The organism is Kitasatospora sp. NPDC030952, assembly GCF_055571335.1.
In genome coordinates, this window is the sequence record NZ_JBVIFM010000002.1 from 68,635 (window position 1) to 88,876 (window position 20,242).

Below are 20,242 nucleotides of genomic sequence, written 5' to 3' on the forward strand. Positions count from 1 at the left end.
CCGCCCGCGCGCTGGGGAGCAGCGGCGGGCCGGCGGCCTCGGGCGGTCAGGCGGGTACCGGACGTCAGCTGGTGGGAATGAGGGAACCGCAGAGCTCGATCTGCACCACGTTGCCCGACTTGGCGAGGTAGTCGTTGTACAGGCGGTCACCGGTCCGCGGGCCGACGATGCCGTCCGCCTGGAGGCCGCGCTTGGACTGGAAGTCGGTCAGCGCCGCGTAGGTGGCCTGGCCGTACCACCCGTCGGCGTCGATGTTGTAACCGGCGTCCCGCAGGCCCTGCTGCACGCAGGCGACGGCCTGGCTGTGCTGGCTGGGCTTGATGTACGGAACGCCCGGGTCGGCGTGCGCGACGCCGCCGAGGGCGGCGACGGCGAGGAAGGCGGCGCCGGCGGTGACGGCACCGCGCTTGAACAGGTTCGAGAGCATGGAGTCCCCCCATGTGGAAGTTCGGGTCGCCCGGGCCACCGTGGCAGGGGGGCCGCACCTGGTGAGCGACGGTCCCCGCTTCCGGACAGGGCTCATGATCGACCGCGCGTCAGCCGTCCCACCAGGGGATGGGCGTCCCTGGGACGTCCCGGCCCGGAGCGGCCCGCGGTCCCGCTCCGGGCCGAGGGGCCGTCAGCGGACGCCGAGGTGGTCCGGGGCCGGGCGGGGCGCCGCGACCGGCGGGCGGTCGGTGGCCGACGGCGCCGCGACCGCGGTGGGCCGCAGGGGCCACCAGAGGGTGCGGCCGAGGAGGGCGGCCAGGGCCGGGACGGTGACCAGGGAGAGGACCAGCGCGGAGAGCAGGATGCCCAGGGTCAGCGAGAAGGCGACCTGCTCGCTGCCCGGGGTGGTGGCCAGCGTCGCGAAGGAGCCGGCCAGCACCAGGCCCGCGGTGGCGACGGCCGGGGTGGTGTGCCGGACGGCGCGGGCCACGGCGGTCCGGGCCGAGCCGGGGCGGTGCATCTCCTCCCGGATCCGGTCGGTGATCAGGATGTTGTAGTCGGTGCCGAGGGCGACCACGAACAGGAACAGCACCAGCGGGAGGGTGAAGGAGACGCCGGGCCGGTCCAGCCCGTGCTGGAACAGCAGGGTGGCGGCGCCGAGGGTGGCGGCGAACCCGAGGCCGACGGAGAGCAGCAGGGCGACCGGGGCGAGCAGGCTGCGCAGGAGCAGCAGCAGGATCAGGGCGATCAGGGCGGCCGCGACCGGGAAGACCACGGTGAGGTCGCGGTCGACGGCGGTGGAGATGTCCGCGAAGACCGCCGCCGTGCCGCCGACGTGGCCGGTGGTCCCGGCCGGGGTGTGGGCGGCGACCGCGGCGCGGACCGGGCCGGAGGCCAGGTCGCGGGCGCGCTGGCTCTGCGGGTCGGCGTTGAGGTAGAGGTCGATCCGGGCGGCGCGGTGGTTGTCGGCGAGGACGGTCCGGCCGACCTGGCCGACGCCCTCGACCCCGGTCAGGGCGCGGGCGAGGCCGTCGAAGCGGCCGGTGTCGAGGGTGCCGCCGTCCTGGGCGACGAGGTAGACGGTCGTCGGGTCGGAGACGCCGGCCGGCAGGGCGCGGGAGATCTCCGCGGCGGTGGCCGCGGCCGCCGTGGTGGTGTCGTCGGCCTGGCTGTAGTCCATCCGCAGCCCGACGGTGCCGGCGGCCAGCGCCCCGAGCAGGCCGACGGAGGCGAGCAGCAGTGCCAGCGGCCGGCGGGCGACGAGTTCGCCGAAGCGGGCGGCGACGCCCGGGCGCGGCACCTGCCGCAGGCTGCGGGAGGGCCAGAAGATCCCGCGGCCGCAGGCGGCGAGCAGGGCGGGCATCAGGGTGAGGCTGCCCAGCAGCATGACCAGCACGGCGACGGCGATGGCCGGGCCGAGCGAGCGGAACTGGCCGAAGCTCGCGACGCCCAGGGTGGCGAAGGCGGCGACGATGGTCAGCGCGGCGGAGGTGATCGCGGTGCCGACCCGGCCGGACACCTCGGCGGCGGCGGCCCGGGCGGGCTGCTCGGGCCGGGCGCGCAGCTGCTCGCGGAACCGGAAGAGCAGGAACAGCAGGTAGTCGACGCCGATGCCGAGCAGGACGACGGAGATCAGGCCGGGGGTGGAGGCGTCCAGCTTGAGGCCGGTGAGGGCGGCGGCGCCGGCCACCGCGCCGGCGGCGGTGCCGCCGATCACGGCGACCGCGAGCAGCGGCAGCAGGGCGGCCAGCACGCTGCGGAACACCAGCACGTTGAGCAGCACGATCAGCGCGGTGAGCAGGGCGCTGCCGAGCGTGGCGGCGCCGCGGTTGGCCTCGGTGGTGTCGGAGAGCTGGGCCAGGCCGCCGGTGAAGCCGGTGCGCATGCCGATCCCGGTGAACCGGGCGCGGGCCTCGTCCCGGAAGGCCCGGTAGACGCCCTGCACTCCCTCGTCCGAGGCGTTGCCGGTCAGTTCGACGGTGAGCAGTTCGAAGGTCCGGTCGGGTGCCACCGTGGCGGGGGCGATCCGGGGCGTCTGGGAGTGGTCGGCGACCAGGAAGGCCGGCTCGTCCTCCCGCCGGGGCATGGTGACCCGGTGTTCGGCGAGCCCGGCGGCGCCGGCCTCGATCTGCTGCTGGTCACCGGCGGTGAGCGCCTTGCCGTCGGTCCGGGCGACCAGCACGGTGACGGTGGTGGCGTCCGGCTTGACGCCGAACTCCTCCTCGGCGATCCGCAGCGCGGCGGCCGAGTCGTAGCTGCGGGGCAGGAACTCCCCGCTCTGGGACTGGGTCACCCGGGACATCAGCATCGGGCTCAGGAGGCTCAGCCCCATGCCCAGCACGGCCCACAGGGCGATGACCTTCCATGCGTGTCGGGTGGAGAATCCGGTCAGTGCGCGGATCACTGTTCCTCCGGTCGGTGGACGCGAACGTCGGCCTCTGAGCCGGCGGTTCCCGGCCCGGTTCAAGACCATCAGCCGCGGGGGTGCCGGGGCGTCCGGGCAGCGGAGGATCCGCGCGGGGGCCCGCGCTCCCCCCGGCCGGGCCGGGACCGGGACCGTGGTCCTGGTCCCTGGCCGCCCTCCTCGGCCTCGGGGACCACGTCCGGGCCTGCGGGCCGATGCCAGAATGGGGGCGTCAGCGCTGATCGGCCGGGAGGAACCAGATGAACGGGCGTCAGCGCCCCGGGGCGGACGCGGGTGCCCACGGGCCGTGGGGGGACCGGACGGACGGCCTGCCGTGGACCCGCACCGACGGCCTGGTGGCCGTCGGTGCCGGCATCCTGGACCTGCTCGGCTACCTGCTCCTCGACCCGGTGACCGACAGCCGCGTCCTGACCGTGCCGGGCTTCGCCCTCGTCGTGCTCTCCGCCCTGCCACTGCTGGCCCGGCGCAGCCACCCGGTGCCGGCGCTGGCCGTCGTCCTGGTGTTCCAGGCCGCGGCCGACCTGTCCGCCCCGGTCGGCCCGCACTTCGGCGCCGTGCTGATCGTCGCCCTGTACTCGGTCGCGGTGAGCCGCGGCGTCCCGGTCACGGTGGCCGCCGTGGTGGTGTCGGGGGTGACCACCACGCTGAGCCAGAGCCGCTTCGATGTCCCGCTCTGGCAGGAGCTCCTCGCCGACCCCTGCTCCGCCGCCCTGGTGGGTTCGGCCGGCCTGGCGGTGGCCCGCTGGCGGCGCGAGGTGGCCGCCAACCGCCGGCTGCTGGCGGACCGCGCGGTGGCCGAGGAACGCCGCCGCATCGCCCGGGAGTTGCACGACATCGTGGCCCACCACATCACCACCATGCAGCTGATGGCCGGCGGCGCCCGCGCCAACCTCGGCAGTCCCGAGGTGGTCCGGGACGCCCTGGTCACCCTGGAGTCCTCGGGGCGGCTGGCGCTGCGCGAGATGCGGCAGCTGCTGAACGTGCTGCGGGCCGGGGACGAACCGGACGCCGCCCCGCCGCTGCCCCAGCCGGGGGCGGAGGACCTGGACCGGCTGGTGGACGAGTCCTGCCTGGGCGGGCTGCCGACCGAGTTGACCGTCGACGGGCCCCGGCGCCCGCTGCCGCCGACCCTCGGCCTGACGGTGTTCCGGATCGTCCAGGAGGGCCTCACCAACGCCCGCAAGTACGCCGGCCCCGCCCGGGCGTCCGTCCGGCTGGCGTACCACCCGGACAAGGTCACCGTCGAGGTGCGGGACGACGGCGGCGGCTCGCCCCCGCCGGAGGGCGGGCCGGGCGCGGGCCGGGCCGGGTACGGCCTGCTCGGCATGCGCGAGCGGGTCACCCTGCACGGCGGCACCCTGGAGGCCGGCCCGCGGCCGGGCGGCGGCTTCGCCGTGACGGCCGAACTGCCGCTGACCACCGCCGAGTCGGCCGAGGCGGCCGTCCAGCACGGGCAGGCGGTCCGATGACCGGCCCGACCGACAGCACCGACACCACCCGCGCCACCGACACCCGCGCCACCGACACCCCGGCCCCCGGCGCACCCGGCGCCCCCGGCGCCCCCGCGATCAGGGTGCTCATCGTCGACGACCAGCCGCTGGTCCGCCGCGGCCTGTCCCTGATCCTCTCCCCCGACCCGTCCCTCACCGTGGTCGGCGAGGCCGGGGACGGCGAGCAGGCCGTCGCCGCCGCCCAGCGGCTGCGCCCGGACGTCGTGGTGATGGACATCCGGATGCCCGTCCTGGACGGCGTCGGCGCGACCGCGGAGCTGGCCCGTCTCCTGCCCGGCTGCCGGGTGCTGGCGCTCAGCACCTTCGACATGGACGAGTACGTGGTGGCCGCGCTGCGCGCCGGTGCCCACGGGTTCCTGCCCAAGGACGTCTCCCCGGAGGAGCTGGGCTCGGCGATCCGCACCGTGCACGCCGGGGAGGCGGTGGTCGCCCCGCGGCTGCTGACCCGGCTGATCTCGGCCTACGTCCGGGCGCCCGTCGCCGCCGCCCAGCGGTCACCCGCCGCCGGCACCGGCACCGGCACCGGCACCGGCGAACTCACGCCCCGGGAGGTCGAGGTGTGGCGGCTGATCGCCACCGGTCTCGACAACGCGGCGATCTCACTGGCCCTGGAGATCAGCCAGTCCACCGTGAAGAACTACATCACCAGCATCTTCGGCAAGCTCGACGTCCGGGACCGCGCCCAGGCGGTGATCGCCGCCTACGAGTCCGGCCTGGTCACCGCCCGTACGGGCGGGTGACCGGGCCGGTTCCCGAGGCGGGTCAGCTCTCCAGGCTCTTGAGGAAGTCCAGCAGCGCCTCGGTCACCTCGGCCGGGCGCTCCTGCTGGGTCCAGTGCCCGGTGTCCGGCAGCCGGAGGTGCCGGTGGAGCTTGGGCAGCCGGTCGAGCAGGTGGGCCAGGGCCTCCGGCGGCACCATCGCGTTGACCAGGTCCTGCTCGCCGGCGATGTACAGGGCCGGCACCTCGACCGTCACCCCGTTGAAGGCGGCGAGCAGTTCGGCGTTGCGGTCCATGTTGCGGTACCAGTTGAGCCCGCCGGTGAAGGCCCGCTCGCCGTGCAGGGCGTAGTCGGCCGTGAAGGCGTCGAGGTCCGCCTCGGTGAGCCAGTCCGGCAGCCGCTCGGGCTCCGGGACGGTCTCCAGCAGCGTCTTGCCCCCGGGGACGATCCACGGCCGCGGCTTGCCGTCGGGCTGGGTGCCGCACAGGATGCGGCGCAGGCTGGACTTGACGTCGGCGGCCAGTTCGGCGTCGGCGCGGCCGGGCTCCTGGAAGTAGTTGACGTAGAAGCCCTCGCCGAAGTTCTCCCGGAAGCCCGGCAGCGGCGGCGGCCCGCCCAGCGGCAGCGGCGGCACGCTCAGCCCGGCGACCCCGCGGACCAGGTCCGGCCGCAGCGTGGCGGTGGCCCAGGCGACCGGCGCGCCCCAGTCGTGGCCGACCACCACGGCGCGTTCCTCGCCGAGCGCGCCGATCAGCGCGGTGACGTCGCCGACCAGGTGCAGCAGGGTGTAGGCGTCCACCGCCTCCGGCTGCGCGCTGCGCGCGTACCCGCGCTGGTCGACGGCGACCGCCCGGTACCCGGCCTCGGCGAGCGGCGCGAACTGGTGCCGCCAGGAGTACCAGCTCTCCGGGAAGCCGTGCAGCAGCAGGACCAGCGGCCCCTCGCCCTGTTCCGCGAGGTGCAGCCGGACGCCGTTCACCTCGACGTGGCTGTGCTTGATGGCCTCGTTCAACTCCTGCTCCCGATCCGGTCGGTGGGGCCCCGACGGCCCCTGCGACCCTCCTGCCCGATCAACGGTCCGGCAACCCCGGCGAGTTCCACCGGCGAGTTCCACCGGCGAATCCCCGCGGCGCGACGCGGCCGAGGCCGCCCCGGAACTCCGGGACGGCCTCGGCCTCAGGCGTACGCGCTGAACTGGTTGAGCGTCAGTTCACCGTGTAGCTGTAGGGGATCGCCGCGAGCACCGAACCGGTGGTGCCGAGGCTGTTGTTGGCGGTCGGCACGAAGGTCGGGCCGGACACCAGGTAGAGCACACCCTTGACCGTGCTGCCCTTCGGGCCGGTCGGGGTGACGGTCACCTGCAGCGAGCCGGTGGCGCCGGGGGCGACGGTCACCGGGGCGGCGGCCGCGGCCTTGGCGTCCACCGCGGAGGCGTACGGGTCACCGGTGCTGGAGGTCAGCGCCGGGTCGAACGCCAGGGTGTGGGCGCTGGCGGTGATGGTGGAGGTGCCCTTCGGCGCGCCACCGGTGCCGAACGGACCGATCTGCTGGACGAAGGAGCTCCAGCCGCCCGGGACGACCGGCTGCTCGGCGGTGCCCTTGGAGGTGACGACCGAGATGGTCGAGCCGTCCTGGGCCTTCTTCAGGTCACCGAAGAGGTCCGGCGAGGCGGTGGTGGCGCTCAGCTCGATCTGCGCCGGCGTCGAGGACGCCGCCACGGCCTTGAGCTGGTCGGTGCCCGGGGGCACCAGGAAGCTCGGCACCGAGGAGGTGAGGCTCAGCGGCAGGTTGACGCTGGCCGAGGCACCCTGCGGCACCAGCGGCAGGTCGACACGCTTGTCGAGGCGGCCGTCGGCCGCGATCGACTGGGTGGCGGCCGTGTTGTTGGTGTAGTTCACGTTGACGGTGACCGGCTTGCCGGCCGCCAGCTTGGTCTTCGCGTCGTTCGGCAGACCGGCCGCGGTGGCCTGGTTCTGGTTGAACGCGATGGTGCCGGCGAAGTCCTGCGCGAGCTCCTGGCCGCTGACCGGGCCGAGCACGTTCAGGACGAAGCGCCAGTGGCCCTCGGCCGGGTTGACCGTGGTGGCCGAGACACCGTTGGCGGAGCCCGTCACGTTGCCCTGGGCGTCGAACAGCGCGTTGCCCTCGATGTCGATCGGGGTGCCGTTCGGGCTGATCAGGGCGCCCTGCATGAACAGGTTCGCGTCCTTGGCGACGGTGACGCCGACCCGCAGGTCCTTCTGGCCCTTCGGGACGTCGAAGCCGTAGGCGAACATCTGCGTCGGCGAGGAGCCGCGGCCGTTGCCACCGGTGATGGTGCCGGTGAAGGTGCCCTTGCCGTCCTTGACCGGGACGAGGCTGCGCAGCACGACCGGAACGCTGGTGGCGTTGCCGTTCGAGCTGGAGACCACGACGGCCTCGCTGCTGTCACCGCTGGTCGCCGGGGTGGTGAGCTGGACCTTGAGGGTCTTGGTCTCACCCGGCTTCAGGTCGGTGGTGTTCGGGCTCACCGCGCCGGCCGGAACCGCGCGCTGGGTGGAGGTGCCGAGCTGGACGTCACCGGTGTAACCGGCCTTGCCCGCCGGGGTGTAGAGGACCGCGGTCCACTCGCCGGCCGTCGGGTGCGGGACGTCGACCAGGCCGTAGTTGGCCGGGGTGGCGCCGCCCTGCGGACGGGTGTTGGTCTCGAAGCGGCCCGACGGGTCGAGCAGCGTCATGCGGACCACGGGGCCGTTGGTCACCGGGTTCGGGCCGCCGTGCCAGGCGATCGACGCCGCGAGGCGGTCGGCACCGGCCGGAACGGTGAACTTGACCTGCTTCTGCACCCAGGTGGCACCGTTGGTGGCGTACTTGAAGGTGTCGGTCGCGGACGAGTCCAGCTTGACGGTCTGCTGGTTGTTCGCCTGCGGCACGAAGCTGCGGGTGGTGGCGCTCACCGACTGGGGCTCGTCACTGGTGTTGGTGACGGAGACGTCGGTGGTGTGGGTCGAACCGGGGGCACCCTGGATGCTCACCTGGCCGGTGTTCACCACGACGGTGCGGGCACCGTCGGTGCCGTCGCCGTCGTCGTAGCCGCGGGCGGCCTCGACGGCGGCCCGGACGTTCAGCAGACCGGCGCCCTGCTCCTCGGCGGGGACGCCGAGGTCGGTGGCGGTGCCGGTGATGAACTTCTTCACCAGCGCCGGGGACGGCGAGTCGCCGCCGTGGGTGTCGCGGTAGGCCTGGATGACCAGGGCCGCGGCGCCGGTGACGAACGGGGCGGCCTGGCTGGTGCCACCGAACGACTGGATGTTCGTGGGCTTGCCGTTGAAGTTGGTGCAGTCCGCGAACTTGGAGGTGTCGGCGGTGCACAGCGCCCAGTCCGACTCGCCCGGCGCGACCAGGTCGAGGGTCCGGCCGGCCTGGGTGAAGCCACCCGAGGAGAGCGCGGAGATCCGGCTGTCGTTCCAGGTCCCGTTGGAGAACTTGGAGGCCGCGTAACCGGTCTGCTGGTAGTTCTGGTTGTCCGTCGACGCGCCGACCGAGATCACGTACGGGTCGGTGGCCGGGGTGCCGATGGTGCCGCTGAGGCCCGCGTCACCGGTGGAGACGGAGACCGTGACACCGGCCTTGACGGCCTGCTCGTTGAAGAGCGCGATGGTGTCGTGGGCGCCGCTGTCCGGGGTGACGTTGCCGCCGAAGGACTCGTTCAGCACGTCCACGTGGGCGACCCGCACCGCGTAGTCGATGGACTGCAGGATCGACGAGTTGGACATCATCTCGCCGCCGGCCTTCAGGGCGACCAGGTCGGCGTCCGGGGCGAGGCCGCGGATCTGGATGTTGCAGCCGGCCGGCAGCGGGTGCGAGGCGTTGACCCACTGCGAGACGTCGTAGGTCTGACGGCCCTGGGCGATGACCGCCGAGGCGTCGCCGAAGGCCTCGGCGCCACCGCTCGGCGTGTTCCAGCCCTCACCCGAGAAGTCCTGGTAGTCGACCACGGCGTGCGAACCGTCGGCCCGGATGAAGTCCGGGTTGTTCGGGTCGAGCGCGTCGGCGATGTAGGCGACCTTGACGCCCTTGCCGGTGGCCAGGTTCTCGACGCCGGGCTTGCCGTTGCCGCTGTAGGCGTGGACCGAGTAGAGGCCCTCGGGCTCCAGCAGCGGCTTGGACGGGTCGGAGGGGCAGACCGTGTTGGTCGCGTTCTCCTGAGCCTGGCCGTTGCTGCCCGTAACGGCCTTCGAGGCGTCCGCGGACTTGCCGGACGTCGCAGCCGTGGCGTCCGCCTTCTTCGCCGTGGTGCCGGCGACCGGGGCGACCTGCACCTGGGTGTCCGCGACCACGGCGGCGACCGCCGGGTCGGCCTGCAGCGACGCGCGCTCGGCCGGGCTGACCGTGGCGGAGAAGGCGTTGCCGACCACGAAGCTCTTGACGTCGGTGCCGCCGCTGGCCTTGACCTTGTCCAGCAGCGGCTTCTGCGCGCTGGCGGTCTTCTGCTGACGGGCGCCCAGGTGACCGTGGTCGGCCGGGGCGTCCGCTATCTGGTCCTTCAGGATCACGATCACCGGTGCCGGAGACCCGTCCGAGGACGCCGCCTGGGCGTTCTGCGGATCCTGGGTCGGGGCTGCGCTCGCGATGGTCCCGAGGCTCAGGACCATGGACGCGGCGGTGACGGTGACGGCGGCTGCTAGCTGGGTCTTGCGCCAGCCGATCAATGGACATCCTTTCGTCTGATGCGACGTCAGGTTGCACGGCCGAGCGTACCGGGATCCTGATGGGACGCTTGGTTGCTCCGGACCGCGCGTCCCGACAGCGGACGCATTCCAGCGCATCCGCCACGACCACGACAAGGGGTCAAAACCCCATCAGAAAGTAAAAATGACCATCGGAAAGTAAAATACACAGTATAAATCCGGCCGAGTCCGCCCCTTTTTCACCGATCAGAGCCGGTCAGAGAACGGTGAGAACTGACCGATCCACCTGCAAAAATTTCCGGTGGCGAACACTGGCCACAGGCGGAACACCGCCACCTGCTGCCAACTTGTCGACATCGCGACCCTTCCTTCCCTCGTCGATCGCGATCGAAACAGCAACCGGCCCACCACACGCACCGGGCGGCCGGGGAGTTCATCCGCTCCCCGACCGCTTTCCGGAACGCCGGCTCGGGAAAGCCGCTTCAGGGGCGCCGGTTCAGGGGCGCCGGTTCACGGCTGCCGGCTCAGGGGGCGCCGGTTCAACGGGCGCCGGTTCAACGGGGCGCCGGTTCAGGAGGAGGCCGCCAGCCGCTCCCGGGCGTCCGCCAGGTCCTCCTCCGTCGGGGCGTCGTCCTGGGTCAGCCGGTGGCGCCAGTACCCGGTGAAGTCGATGGACTCCTTCGGCACCCCCTCCTCCTCGACCAGGCACCGGCGCACCGCCCGGACCGCCCCCGCCTCCCCGGCCAGCCAGACGAAGGGCTGTCCGCCCGGCAGTGCGCCGTCCCGGAACGCCCCGGTCAGCAGGGCGCCCGGGGCCGCGCCGTCGCGGTACAGCCACTCCACCGCCAGGTCGGCCCGGGTCGGCAGCTCCTGACGCTCCGCCTGGTCCGCCACCTCGATCCAGGCGTACGCCCGCACCCCGGCGGGCAGCGCCTCCAGCAGGGTCGCCATGGCCGGCAGCGCGGTCTCGTCGCCGGCCAGCAGCACCCAGTCGGCCGCCGTCGCGGCCTCGGTGAGCGGCACCGGCGGGGCGTACAGCGCGGAGGGGCCGACCAGGCCGAGCCGGTCCCCCGGCGCGGCGCGCAGCGCCCAGGAGGCGGCCGGGCCGGTGTCGCCGTGCAGCACGAAGTCGACCTCGATCCGCCGGGTGCCGGGGTGCCGGCGGCGCAGGGTGAAGCTGCGCAGCACCGGGCGCTCGGCCTCGGGGATCGCCAGGTAGGCCTGGTACCAGCCCATCGGGTCGTCCTGCCCGGCGGGCAGCAGCGGCTCGCGCTGTCCGGGGCGCGGGAAGCAGAGCTTGAGCTGCTGGTCGGGCGTGTCGCCCACGGCGTCGGCCAGGGCCTCCGCCTCGAAGACGATCCGGGCGGTGCGCGGCGTGATCCGCTCCACCGCTACGACCTCGACGAAGGTGACGGGCAGTGTCATCGCGAAACCCCTTCGATGCGTGAACCTGATAACTTACGGCATAAAGAGTTGCTGTCGCGAGGATACTTTACGCCATAAGGAGATGCCTGGATGACCGTCTACGCCGGGCAGGGAGACGCCCACCGCTCGCTCGCCCTGCTGTGGGGTCGGCCCGATGAACCGCGCACCGGGCGCAGTGGCCCGAAACCGGGCCTGAGTGTGGACGCGATCGTGTCCGCCGGAATCGCGGTGGCCGACGCCGAGGGGATGGCCGCCCTGTCCATGCGCGCCGTGGGCGAACGACTCGGCCGCACCGCGATGGCGCTCTACACCTATGTGCCGGGCAAGGCCGAACTGCTCGACCTGATGCACGACCGGGTGCTCGCCGAACTCCCCGCCGGGCCACCTCCGACCGACGGCTGGCGGGCCGCCGTCACCGCCTGGGCCGAGGAGTTGTACGACTGCTACCTGCGCCACCCCTGGGTGCTCCAGGTCTCGCAGGCCCGACCCGTCCTCGGACCGGCCGAACTCGCCGCGATGGAGCACCTGTTGACCGTCCTGCAGCCGGCCGCACTCGCCCCGGGACGGCTCCGCGGCGCGGTCGCCGCGCTCTGGCAGTTCGTCCGCGGCACGGCCGCCACCACCGCCGACGCCCGCGGCGCGGCCGCCGCCACCGGCGTCGCGGACGAGGAGTGGTGGACCACCCGCTCCGCCCGACTCGCCGAGCTGGCACCGGACTTCCCCCAGCGCTACCCGCTGCTCACCGCGCTGCAGAGCACCGCCGGCGGCCCCCCCGAGGAGAGCGGGCGGGAGGCCTTCCGCAGCGGGCTGGCGGTGCTGCTCGACGGGGTCGCGGCCCGGGCCGGCGCCTGATCCCCGGCGCCGCCGTTCCCGGTCAGCCCCGGCGGGCGGACGGGATCGCCAGCAGGACGCCGAGCACCAGCAGCGCGGCGTACCCGGCGGTCTCATGGCCGTCCGGCACCAGGAAGCGGACGAAGCCGAACAGCCGGAAGCCCCCGAGCCGGTCGGCCAGCAGGCCGGAGCCGCCGCCCAGGATCAGCACGAAACCGAGGTAGCCGAGCATGGTCTTCATACCCCCGAGCCTAGGAACCCCCGGCCGCCCGCCCAACCGACTTTCGGTGCGACCCCGGACCACCAAAGTCGCGCCCGGGCGCCGGCCGCCCCACCGGCCGGGTGGATCCGGACGGAGCAGCAGGCACGGCGGCCCGGCGGCACCGCCGGTACGTTCGCCGTGTGCAGCCAAAGCATGTGCAGAAGCCACCGTCCGTCGCCCGGGTCGCGGCCGCCTCCGCCGCCTCCGCCCTGGTGCTCGCCGCCGGCGCCCCGGCGGCCCTCGCCCAGGACTCCACCTCCGCCGTCGGCGGGGAGCGGCTGGGCCGCCCGGCCGTCCAGGTCGCGCCGCTGGCCGGGGCGCCCGCCCTGCCCGCCGAACTGACCGGCCGCTCCTGGCTGGTCGCCGACGCCGGCACCGGCGAGGTGCTCGCCGCCCGCGACGCCCACCAGCCGCTGCCGCCGGCCAGCACCCTCAAGATGCTGTTCGCGGACACCGTGCTGCCCAAGTTCGACCGCGCCGCGGAACACCAGGTCACCCCCGCCGACCTCGCCAACCTCGGCGTCGGCAGCAGCCTGGTCGGCGTCAAGGAGAACCTCCCCTACCGGGTCGAGGACCTCTGGCGGGGCGTCTTCCTCAGCTCCGGCAACGACGCCGTGCACGTCCTGGCCGCCATGAACGGCGGCGTCGAGCAGACCGTCGGCGAGATGCAGGCCCGCGCCCAGTCGCTCCAGGCCAAGGACACCAAGGTGATCTCCCCCGACGGCTACGACATGGACGGCCAGGTCTCCTCCGCCTACGACCTCACCCTGTTCGCCCGCGCCGGGCTGCGCAACGCCGACTTCCGCTCCTACTGCGGCACCCGCACCGCGCGCTTCCCCGGCGGCCTGGACAAGACCACCGGGCAGCGCACCGCCTTCGACATCGCCAACACCGACCGGCTGCTCGGCAAGTACCCGGGCCTGATCGGCGTCAAGAACGGCTACACCACCAACGCGGGCGCCACCTTCACCGGCGCCGCCGAACGCGGCGGCCGCACCCTGCTGGTGACGGTGATGCACCCCGAGGCCCAGGGCAAGGTCTACGACGAGGCCGCCAGCCTGCTCGACTGGGGCTTCGCGGCCGCCGGCAAGGTCCAGCCGGTCGGGCAGCTGGTCGACGACCTCGGCGCCCCGAAGGGCGCCACGGGCGCCACGGGCGGCGCCGGCAGCCCGGGCGGCTCCGGCACCTCGCCGAGCGGCGGGGCCCCGCAGGCCGACGCCGAGCTGCCGCCGTGGTCCCGCCCGCCCGCCCTCGACGGCGACGGTTCCGGCCTGGCCCCCGCCCTGTGGACCGGCGCCGTGCTCGCCACCGCCCTCGCCGTCTGGGGCACCGCCCGCACCGCCGCCCGCCGCCGCGCCGTACCGTCCACCGCCCGCCCGGCCGCCACCGCGCCCGCCACACCCACCGACGGCCCGACCGACACCGGCGCCACCCGCATCGGCGCCACCGGCGTCGGCGGCCGCAGCCCCCGCCGGCTCACCCGCCGGGCCCGCGCCCTGCTGCACGGTTCCCGCCCCGGCCGTCGGCAGTGACGGGCCTCGCCCTGGACAAGCCCTAGACTTCGGCCATGACCACGCCCGACCCCGCCGCCTCGGACCGGCTCGCCCGGATCGTCGGCCTCTCCTCCGGCAGCTACCTGCTCGTCACCACCTACAAGAAGGACGGCACCCCGGTGCCGACCCCGGTGTGGGTGGTCCGCGACGGCGAGGCCCTCGGCATCTGGACCGTCGCGGACTCCTGGAAGGTCAAGCGGATCCGCAACCGCGCCGACGTCCTGGTCGGCCCCTGCGACGTCAAGGGCCGACCGACCGGCGAGCAGTACCCGGCCACCGCCGAGCTCCTCTCCCCCGAGCGCACCGGCGCCTACCGCACCCTGCTCCGTCAGAAGTACGGCCTGCTCGGCGTGCTCACCCTGCTCGGCAGCCGGCTGCGGCGCGGCGAGCGCGGCACCGTCGGCATCCGGATCACCCTCACCTGACGCCCGCTCGGTCCTACGGATGCGGGTCCGCCAGCACGCTCGGCGCCCCGACGAACTCCGACTCCGGGCCGAACCGCTCCTCCATCGCGTCCGCCAGGGCGTTCAGGGCGGCTGCGCCGTCGCCCCGGAAGGACGAACCGTGCATCACCGCCAGGGTGTGCGGGCGCAGCTCGGCCAGGGCGCGCAGTGCGGTGGTGGCGGCGGTCAGGCAGGAGGTCTGGCGGAACAGCCGCTCGGACTCCAGGGCCGCTTCGACCAGGTCGGCGCCGGTCACGGCCGGGCCGTCGCCGAGGTGGGTGAAGAGGTCGCCGCAGAACAGGGTCCGGGTCTCCTCCTCGAACAGCACCCGGGCCTCCCAGCCGTGCGGCACGTGCGGGGTGTTGATGTTGCGCAGCTTGCGGCGCACCTGCCGCCCACCGAGGTCCAGCACCTCGCCGTCGTCCATCGGCACCGGCGGGCGGTCGGCGAGGTCGTTCAACGAGACCAGGCAGCCCAGGGTGTTGTGCGCCACCTCGGCGTGCGGCGCCGCCGCCAGGAACTCGTTCATCGCCCCGCACTCGTCCGCCTCGACGTGCCCGAAGGTCACCCAGCGCAGCCGCTCCAGCGGCAGCACCCGGCCGATCGCCTCCGACACGGCCGGGAACAGCTGCCGCATCCCGGTGTGGAAGATCAGCGGCTCCTCGGCGTCGACCAGGAACTGGTTGAAGGTGAATCCGGCGGGCGGGGCGATCTCCGGGACGTGGGTCGAGATCCGGTAGACGCGGTCGGCGATCTCGTCGATGCGGGTCTCCATGAGCCCGTTGCGTACCCTCCCGGCACCCGCCCGGCGGCCAGGCTCCCGGGGGCGCGCCGCCTGTGTCGCCGGTTCGGGTGAGCGCCTCGGGCCGGCTTCGGGCGGTGCTGCCGTACCCGGCGAGCGGCAGTTGCCGAGCCCCGTCCAGGCGTACCCGCTCCACCCGGCGGGCCCGGGTGAGTGCCTCGGCATGGCAGGCTTGGCCGCCATGGAGTCCTTGGAGCCCTTGGAGCAGAGCGGACCGCCGCTGCTGGTGGTGGACGGCGCGAACGTGGTCGGCTCGGTGCCGGACGGCTGGTGGCGCGATCGGCGGGGAGCCGCCGAGCGGCTGCGGGACGCGCTGGTCGCCGTCGCCGCCCACGGCGTGCCGGAGCGCCCCGGGCCGCTGGAGGTGGTGCTGGTGGTCGAGGGCGCGGCCCGGGGCGTGAGCGGGCTGCCCGAGGTACGGGTGGTGTCGGCGAGCGGCAGCGGGGACGACCGGATCGTCGAGCTGGTCCGCGAGGCCCGCGCCGAGGATCCGGCGCGGGCCTGCCTGGTCGTCACCGCCGACCGTGAACTGCGCGGCCGGGTCGGCGCGTTGGGCGCCGCCGTGACCGGCCCACGGAGCGTTCGGCCCTGATCCGGCCCCGGATCAGGGCCCGGATCAGGCTCTGGATCAGACTCTGGATCAGCGCCTGATCTGAAGGGCGTTGATGCCCCAGTGGATCGACGGGTCCGAGGTGTGCACGGTGAACTGGAAGTCCCGGCCCGGGCGGGCGGGGATCTCCACGGAGCCGACGCCGACGGCGTCCACCGGGCACTGCACGGTGAAGTCGGCCGGGGCCAGGCCGCCGACGTGCACCTGCACCGAACCGCCGCCCTGGCAGCCGACGGTGACGGAGATCGGCAGCGTCTCGATCGCCGAGGCCGTCACCGCGCCGCCGTTCCCGATCCAGTCCGGGATCGAGAACATGGTGTCCTCGTCCGACGCCGGCGGCAGGATCCGGCCCGTCCCCGGCCCGCCGATCGGCGCGTCCGGGCCGGGCCCGTCGGTCGGCTGCGCCGACGCCGTCCCGAGCAGTGCCACCGACACCCCCAGCACCCCGGCCGCCACGGCCAGTGCGCGCGTGCTCGTCCGCTTCATGGTCATCCCCCCAGATGGTGTTGATACCCCTGTGCCGGTCTTCGGCACACGAATCGATCGTACGGGGCCGCACCGACACGTCAACCACCGTGATCCAGCCCGCCCCGGCGCACCGGCACATCGGCTCCGGGGAATCCGGAGAGTTGGGGAACCAATCGTTCCGGCCGTCCGACTGGTGGGGCGTGAGTGCGAAGTCGCCGGGTGTCCGGCCGTTGAGTGTGCTGGTGGGGTTCGTCCTGCTGCTGGTGGTGGTGTTCGTGGTGGCGTACGAGGTGGGGAGGCAGGTGGGGCCGGTGGCGCCGGGGCTGACGCCTGGCCGGGGTGGCGGGGCTTCGCCCGGGACGGGTGGGCACGACATGGGCGGGATGCGATGAGCCCGGCCGTCGGCGCGGAGGCCGGGGAGCTGGTGTCCACCGATCTGACGGTCGGCGGGATGACCTGTGCCGCGTGCGTGGGCCGGGTGGAGAAGCGGCTGGGCCGGATCGACGGGGTGACGGCCGGGGTGAACCTGGCCACCGGCCGGGCCCGGGTGCTGCACCCGGCCGGGGTGTCCGTCGCGGAGCTGGTCGCGGCCGTGGAGCGGGCCGGTTACACCGCCGAGCCGGCGCCCGCCGGGGTGCTGGCCGGGATCGCCGCCGAGGAGCCGGACGAACGGTGGCGGCTGCCGGTGACCGCCCTGCTGGCCGTCCCGGTGCTGGCCCTGTCGATGGTGCCGGCGCTGCAGTTCACCGCCTGGCAGTGGGTCTGTTTCGGGCTGGCCGTGCCGGTGGTGACCTGGGGTTCGGCGGGCTTCCACCGGCGGGCGCTGCAGGGGCTGCGGCATGCCGCGGCGACCATGGACACCCTGGTCGGCCTGGGTGTCGTCGCCTCCTTCGGCTGGTCGGCGTACGCGCTGTTCCTGGGCGGGGCCGGGCAGTTGGGCATGCGGATGCCGTTCTCACTGACCGCCGACGGCGGCGGCGCGGCGCACGTGTACCTGGAGGCGGCGGTCGGCGTGCCGCTGTTCGTACTGGCCGGGCGGCTGCTGGAGGGCCGGGTGCGCCGGCGCAGCGGGTCCGCGCTGCGGGCGCTGGCCGAGCTGGGCGCCAAGCAGGTGTGCGTCCGGGCGGAGGACGGCGAGGAGCATCTGATGCCGATCGAACTCCTGCTGCCGGGGCAGGAGTTCGTGGTGCGCCCGGGTGAGCGGGTGGCCACCGACGGGGTGGTGGTCGACGGCGGTTCGGCGCTGGACCTGAGCCTGCTGACCGGGGAGAGCGTGCCGGTGGAGGTCGGCCCCGGGGACCAGGTGGCGGGCGCGACGGTGAACGTCGGCGGCGCGCTGGTGGTACGGGCCACGGCCGTCGGCGCGGACACCCAACTGGCCCGGATCACCGCGCTGGTGGCCGACGCCCAGGCCGGCAAGGCCCGGGCGCAGCGGCTGGCGGACGCGGTGGCCGGGGTGTTCGTGCCCTGTGTGCTGACGGTCGCGGTGTGCGTGCTGGGCTTCTGGCTGGGCGCGGGCGCCGCCCCGCAGGCGGCGGTGACGGCGGCGGTGGCCGTGCTGGTGGTGGCCTGCCCGTGCGCGCTGGGCCTGGCCACCCCGACGGCGCTGCTGGCGGCGACCGGCCGGGGCGCCGAACTGGGTGTGCTGGTGCGCGGCCCGGAGGTGCTGGAGAGCCTGCGCCGGGTGGACACCGTGGTGGTGGACAAGACCGGCACGCTGACCACCGGCCGGATGGAGCTGACGGCGGTGACGGTCACCGGGGAGTGCTCGGAGCAGGAGGTGCTGCGGCTGGTGGGCGCGGTCGAGCACCGTTCGGAGCACCCGATCGGACGGGCCGTGGCGGCGGCCGCCCGGGAGCGCTGCGGGCCCCTGCCGCCGGTGGCGGGCTTCGCGGCCGCGACCGGCCTCGGGGTGTCCGGCACCGTCGGGGGCCTGGCGGTCCGGGCCGTCCGCCCGGACGGCGCCGAGCTGCCCCCGGAGCTCGCCGCGGCGGTGGCGGCGGCCGGGGCGGCGGGCCGTACCGCCGTACTGGTGGAGCTGGACGGGCGGGCCGCGGCCGTGCTGGCGGTCGGCGACACGCTGCGCTCCGGCAGTTGGCGGGCACTGCACCGGCTGCGCGGGATGGGTCTGGAGACCGTGCTGCTGACCGGTGACGGCCCGGGCGCGGCCGAGGCGGTGGCCGGCGAGCTGGGCATCCGGCGGGTGCACGCCTCGGCCTCGCCGGAGCGCAAGGCCGAGGTGGTGGCCGAACTGCGCGCCGCCGGACGGACGGTGGCGGTGGTCGGCGACGGTGTCAACGACGCGGTCGCGCTGGCCTCGGCCGACCTCGGGGTGGCACTGGCCTCCGGCAGTGACGCCGCGATCGGCGCGGCCGGGCTGACCCTGGTGCGCGGCGAGATCGAGGCGGTGGTGGACGCGGTGCGGCTGGCCCGGCAGACCCTGGCCACCATCCGGGCCAACCTGTTGTGGGCCTTCGGCTACAACCTGGTGCTGATCCCGCTGGCGGCCGTCGGGCTGCTGAACCCGATGCTGGCGGCGGTGGCGATGTCGCTCAGTTCGCTGCTGGTGGTGGGCAACAGCCTGCGGCTGCGCACCTGGGAGCCGGGGCGCGGGCAGCGGAACGGGGGCCGGCGATGAGGACGATCGACCGGTTCAAGGTGGTCGGCCCGCCGGTCGGCGCGGCGGCGCTCGCGCTGGCCCTGCTGACCGGCTGGACGGCGGTCGGCGGCGCCGGCCGCCCCCGCCCGGTGGAGGCCGACGCCGGCTGGGTGCTGCTGCCCATGGCGGGCGCGAGCTCGGCCACCTCGGCCTTCTTCACGATCCGCAACCCGGGCGACGTACCCGACGAACTGACCGGCGCCAGCTGGGAGTTCGGCGGCCCGATCACCCTCAAGCGGCATCTGCACCAGGGCTCGGCCGGCCGCTGGGAGCCGGTCTCCGGCCTGCCCGTCCCCGGCCGCGGCGAACTGGCGATGTCCCCGGAGGACTCCGATCTGATGATCGCCGCCCCGCCCCCGCTGACGAGCGGCCAATGGGTGGGCTTCACCCTCACCTTCCGGCACAGCCCGCCGCTGCGCCTGGCCGCCAGGGTCCTGCCGCCGGGCGAGCGCCCGCGCTGAGCGCGACGGCCCGGCGGCGCGGAACGTCACCGGTTCCGCGCCGCCGGGCCGTCGCGTTCGACCGGCAGGCCGTACGTCAGCCGTGCGGGACGACCGCCACCGGTGCCTCGGCGTGGTGCAGCGCCGCGTGGGCGACCCGGCCGAGCCGGGGGCCGAGCTCGTTCGGGCGGCGGCGCCGGCCCACCACCACCAGCGCGGCGCCGGCGGAGGTCTCCACCAGGCCGCGCGCGGCGCCCAGCCGGACGTCCTCGAGCACCTCGACGGCCGGGTGCTGCTCGCGCTGCCCGGCCAGGGCGAGCGACAACAGCTTCGCCTCCAGGGCCTCCAACTGCTCGACCTCGCCCGCCGGGACGGCCCCGCCCGCGTAGCCGAACAGCGGCGGCAGGTCCCAGCCGTGCACGGCCCGGAGCGGAGCGCCGCGCAGGGCCGCCGCCCGGAAGGCGAAGGCGAGCACCTCCTCCTCGGGGGCGTGCGCGTCGACGCCGACCACCACCTCGCTGGAACCCGCGGAGCCGGTCTCCCGCACCACGACCACCGGCGCGCCGCTGCGCCCGGCGACCGCCATGCTGACCGAGCCCAGCAGCAGCCCGGTGAAGCCGCCGCGCCCGCGCGAGCCGAGCACCAGCAGGTCGGCGTCCGCGGCGGCGGCCACCAGTCCGTCCACCGGGGCGTCCAGCACCGCGTCGGTGGCCACGGCCAGTTCGGGGTGGCGCGCGCGGATGCCGTCGGCGGCCTCGACCAGGGTGCGCTGGGCGGCGGCGGGCAGGTCGTCGGGCTCGGCGAAGGAGGACACCCCGTCGGTCAGCCACGGCCAGGCGTGCACCAGCCGCAGCGAGGCCCCGCGGCGCTGCGCCTCCTCGGCGGCCCACTGGGCGGCGGCGGTGCTCTCCGGTGAGCCGTCGACCCCGGCCACCACGGTTGACGTCATGTGCGTTCCTCCACTGGTTCGGCGTCGGGGCCGGTGCGCCCTGACG

At 74.7% G+C, this 20,242-nt stretch carries 18 protein-coding genes; 9 read left to right on the forward strand and 9 right to left on the reverse strand.

The window, feature by feature from the left end; translation table 11 throughout:
* Window positions 1-64: 64 nt before the first annotated feature.
* Both ACZ47G_RS05205 and ACZ47G_RS05210 read right to left on the reverse strand, forming a co-directional pair.
* Window positions 65-427 (reverse strand): peptidoglycan-binding domain-containing protein, encoded by a 363-nt coding sequence (locus tag ACZ47G_RS05205; RefSeq protein WP_465740101.1) that lies wholly within the window; start codon window positions 425-427, stop codon window positions 65-67.
* A 192-nt stretch (window positions 428-619) separates the two neighbouring features.
* Window positions 620-2,833, reverse strand: coding sequence for an MMPL family transporter (locus ACZ47G_RS05210; RefSeq protein WP_465740102.1), 2,214 nt, complete (start codon window positions 2,831-2,833; stop codon window positions 620-622).
* 260 nt (window positions 2,834-3,093) lie between these two features.
* On the opposite strand from ACZ47G_RS05210, the gene ACZ47G_RS05215 reads away from it, so the two are divergent.
* A complete protein-coding gene (locus ACZ47G_RS05215) occupies window positions 3,094-4,323 on the forward strand; it encodes a sensor histidine kinase (RefSeq protein WP_465740103.1) in 1,230 nt (409 codons plus the stop codon).
* A complete protein-coding gene (locus ACZ47G_RS05220; RefSeq protein WP_465740104.1) occupies window positions 4,320-5,105 on the forward strand; it encodes a response regulator transcription factor in 786 nt (261 codons plus the stop codon). Before ACZ47G_RS05215 ends, ACZ47G_RS05220 begins: the two co-directional genes overlap by 4 nt.
* A 22-nt stretch (window positions 5,106-5,127) precedes the next feature.
* Here the strand turns inward: ACZ47G_RS05220 and ACZ47G_RS05225 are convergent, their stop codons facing one another.
* The 3 genes from ACZ47G_RS05225 to ACZ47G_RS05235 all read right to left on the reverse strand — a co-directional run bounded on the left by ACZ47G_RS05225 (window position 5,128) and on the right by ACZ47G_RS05235 (window position 11,179).
* Complete coding sequence (locus tag ACZ47G_RS05225; protein WP_465740105.1) at window positions 5,128-6,096, reverse strand: alpha/beta fold hydrolase; 969 nt, start codon at window positions 6,094-6,096, stop codon at window positions 5,128-5,130.
* Window positions 6,097-6,289: 193 nt separating this feature from the next.
* The gene (locus ACZ47G_RS05230) at window positions 6,290-9,775 is read right to left on the reverse strand and encodes a S8 family serine peptidase (RefSeq protein ID WP_465740106.1); all 3,486 of its coding nucleotides are present in this window, start codon (window positions 9,773-9,775) and stop codon (window positions 6,290-6,292) included.
* Window positions 9,776-10,324: 549 nt separating this feature from the next.
* Window positions 10,325-11,179: a siderophore-interacting protein gene (locus ACZ47G_RS05235; RefSeq protein WP_465740107.1), complete on the reverse strand. Its 855-nt coding sequence runs from the start codon at window positions 11,177-11,179 to the stop codon at window positions 10,325-10,327.
* Between the two features lie 90 nt (window positions 11,180-11,269).
* Here ACZ47G_RS05235 and ACZ47G_RS05240 point away from each other — a divergent pair, with 90 nt between their 5' ends.
* Window positions 11,270-12,031: a TetR/AcrR family transcriptional regulator gene (locus tag ACZ47G_RS05240; RefSeq protein ID WP_465740108.1), complete on the forward strand. Its 762-nt coding sequence runs from the start codon at window positions 11,270-11,272 to the stop codon at window positions 12,029-12,031.
* Window positions 12,032-12,053: 22 nt separating this feature from the next.
* On the opposite strand, the gene ACZ47G_RS05245 is transcribed toward ACZ47G_RS05240, so the two are convergent.
* On the reverse strand, window positions 12,054-12,251 hold the full coding sequence (locus ACZ47G_RS05245; protein ID WP_465740109.1) for a hypothetical protein: 198 nt from the start codon (window positions 12,249-12,251) through the stop codon (window positions 12,054-12,056).
* A gap of 161 nt (window positions 12,252-12,412) precedes the next feature.
* On the opposite strand from ACZ47G_RS05245, the gene ACZ47G_RS05250 reads away from it, so the two are divergent.
* Together ACZ47G_RS05250 and ACZ47G_RS05255 are read left to right on the forward strand one after the other, a co-directional pair.
* Window positions 12,413-13,804, forward strand: coding sequence for a D-alanyl-D-alanine carboxypeptidase family protein (locus ACZ47G_RS05250; RefSeq protein WP_465740110.1), 1,392 nt, complete (start codon window positions 12,413-12,415; stop codon window positions 13,802-13,804).
* 35 nt (window positions 13,805-13,839) lie between these two features.
* Window positions 13,840-14,250 (forward strand): PPOX class F420-dependent oxidoreductase, encoded by a 411-nt coding sequence (locus tag ACZ47G_RS05255; RefSeq protein ID WP_465740111.1) that lies wholly within the window; start codon window positions 13,840-13,842, stop codon window positions 14,248-14,250.
* Between the two features lie 13 nt (window positions 14,251-14,263).
* Here the strand turns inward: ACZ47G_RS05255 and ACZ47G_RS05260 are convergent, their stop codons facing one another.
* Window positions 14,264-15,043: an oxygen-binding di-iron domain-containing protein gene (locus ACZ47G_RS05260; RefSeq protein WP_465740112.1), complete on the reverse strand. Its 780-nt coding sequence runs from the start codon at window positions 15,041-15,043 to the stop codon at window positions 14,264-14,266.
* 190 nt (window positions 15,044-15,233) lie between these two features.
* On the opposite strand from ACZ47G_RS05260, the gene ACZ47G_RS05265 reads away from it, so the two are divergent.
* Window positions 15,234-15,662 carry a PIN domain-containing protein gene (locus tag ACZ47G_RS05265; RefSeq protein WP_465740113.1) on the forward strand — a complete coding sequence of 143 codons (429 nt, stop codon included), beginning with the start codon at window positions 15,234-15,236 and terminating at the stop codon, window positions 15,660-15,662.
* A gap of 48 nt (window positions 15,663-15,710) precedes the next feature.
* Here the strand turns inward: ACZ47G_RS05265 and ACZ47G_RS05270 are convergent, their stop codons facing one another.
* The gene (locus tag ACZ47G_RS05270; RefSeq protein WP_465740114.1) at window positions 15,711-16,172 is read right to left on the reverse strand and encodes a hypothetical protein; all 462 of its coding nucleotides are present in this window, start codon (window positions 16,170-16,172) and stop codon (window positions 15,711-15,713) included.
* A gap of 206 nt (window positions 16,173-16,378) precedes the next feature.
* On the opposite strand from ACZ47G_RS05270, the gene ACZ47G_RS05275 reads away from it, so the two are divergent.
* Genes ACZ47G_RS05275 through ACZ47G_RS05285 form a run of 3 tightly spaced genes read left to right on the forward strand, consistent with a single transcriptional unit; the run spans window position 16,379 to window position 19,268 of the window.
* The gene (locus tag ACZ47G_RS05275; protein ID WP_465740115.1) at window positions 16,379-16,540 is read left to right on the forward strand and encodes a hypothetical protein; all 162 of its coding nucleotides are present in this window, start codon (window positions 16,379-16,381) and stop codon (window positions 16,538-16,540) included.
* On the forward strand, window positions 16,537-18,786 hold the full coding sequence (locus ACZ47G_RS05280; protein WP_465740116.1) for a heavy metal translocating P-type ATPase: 2,250 nt from the start codon (window positions 16,537-16,539) through the stop codon (window positions 18,784-18,786). The genes ACZ47G_RS05275 and ACZ47G_RS05280 overlap by 4 nt, the downstream gene beginning before the upstream one ends.
* A complete protein-coding gene (locus tag ACZ47G_RS05285) occupies window positions 18,783-19,268 on the forward strand; it encodes a copper chaperone PCu(A)C (protein ID WP_465740117.1) in 486 nt (161 codons plus the stop codon). The genes ACZ47G_RS05280 and ACZ47G_RS05285 overlap by 4 nt, the downstream gene beginning before the upstream one ends.
* Window positions 19,269-19,344: 76 nt before the next feature.
* On the opposite strand, the gene ACZ47G_RS05290 is transcribed toward ACZ47G_RS05285, so the two are convergent.
* Complete coding sequence (locus ACZ47G_RS05290; protein ID WP_465740118.1) at window positions 19,345-20,196, reverse strand: universal stress protein; 852 nt, start codon at window positions 20,194-20,196, stop codon at window positions 19,345-19,347.
* Window positions 20,197-20,242 lie beyond the last annotated feature (46 nt).

Excerpts from the sequence above, each read along its gene's own strand:
- ACZ47G_RS05245 (WP_465740109.1), bottom strand. The coding sequence starts at position 12,251 with ATGAAGACCATGCTCGGCTACCTCGGTTTCGTGCTGATCCTGGGCGGC.
- ACZ47G_RS05255 (WP_465740111.1), top strand. The coding sequence starts at position 13,840 with ATGACCACGCCCGACCCCGCCGCCTCGGACCGGCTCGCCCGGATCGTC.
- ACZ47G_RS05220 (WP_465740104.1), top strand. The coding sequence starts at position 4,320 with ATGACCGGCCCGACCGACAGCACCGACACCACCCGCGCCACCGACACC.
- ACZ47G_RS05205 (WP_465740101.1), bottom strand. The coding sequence starts at position 427 with ATGCTCTCGAACCTGTTCAAGCGCGGTGCCGTCACCGCCGGCGCCGCC.
- ACZ47G_RS05270 (WP_465740114.1), bottom strand. The coding sequence starts at position 16,172 with ATGACCATGAAGCGGACGAGCACGCGCGCACTGGCCGTGGCGGCCGGG.
- ACZ47G_RS05265 (WP_465740113.1), top strand. The coding sequence starts at position 15,234 with ATGGCAGGCTTGGCCGCCATGGAGTCCTTGGAGCCCTTGGAGCAGAGC.
- ACZ47G_RS05240 (WP_465740108.1), top strand. The coding sequence starts at position 11,270 with ATGACCGTCTACGCCGGGCAGGGAGACGCCCACCGCTCGCTCGCCCTG.
- ACZ47G_RS05235 (WP_465740107.1), bottom strand. The coding sequence starts at position 11,179 with ATGACACTGCCCGTCACCTTCGTCGAGGTCGTAGCGGTGGAGCGGATC.
- ACZ47G_RS05260 (WP_465740112.1), bottom strand. The coding sequence starts at position 15,043 with ATGGAGACCCGCATCGACGAGATCGCCGACCGCGTCTACCGGATCTCG.
- ACZ47G_RS05280 (WP_465740116.1), top strand. The coding sequence starts at position 16,537 with ATGAGCCCGGCCGTCGGCGCGGAGGCCGGGGAGCTGGTGTCCACCGAT.
- ACZ47G_RS05215 (WP_465740103.1), top strand. The coding sequence starts at position 3,094 with ATGAACGGGCGTCAGCGCCCCGGGGCGGACGCGGGTGCCCACGGGCCG.
- ACZ47G_RS05290 (WP_465740118.1), bottom strand. The coding sequence starts at position 20,196 with ATGACGTCAACCGTGGTGGCCGGGGTCGACGGCTCACCGGAGAGCACC.
- ACZ47G_RS05285 (WP_465740117.1), top strand. The coding sequence starts at position 18,783 with ATGAGGACGATCGACCGGTTCAAGGTGGTCGGCCCGCCGGTCGGCGCG.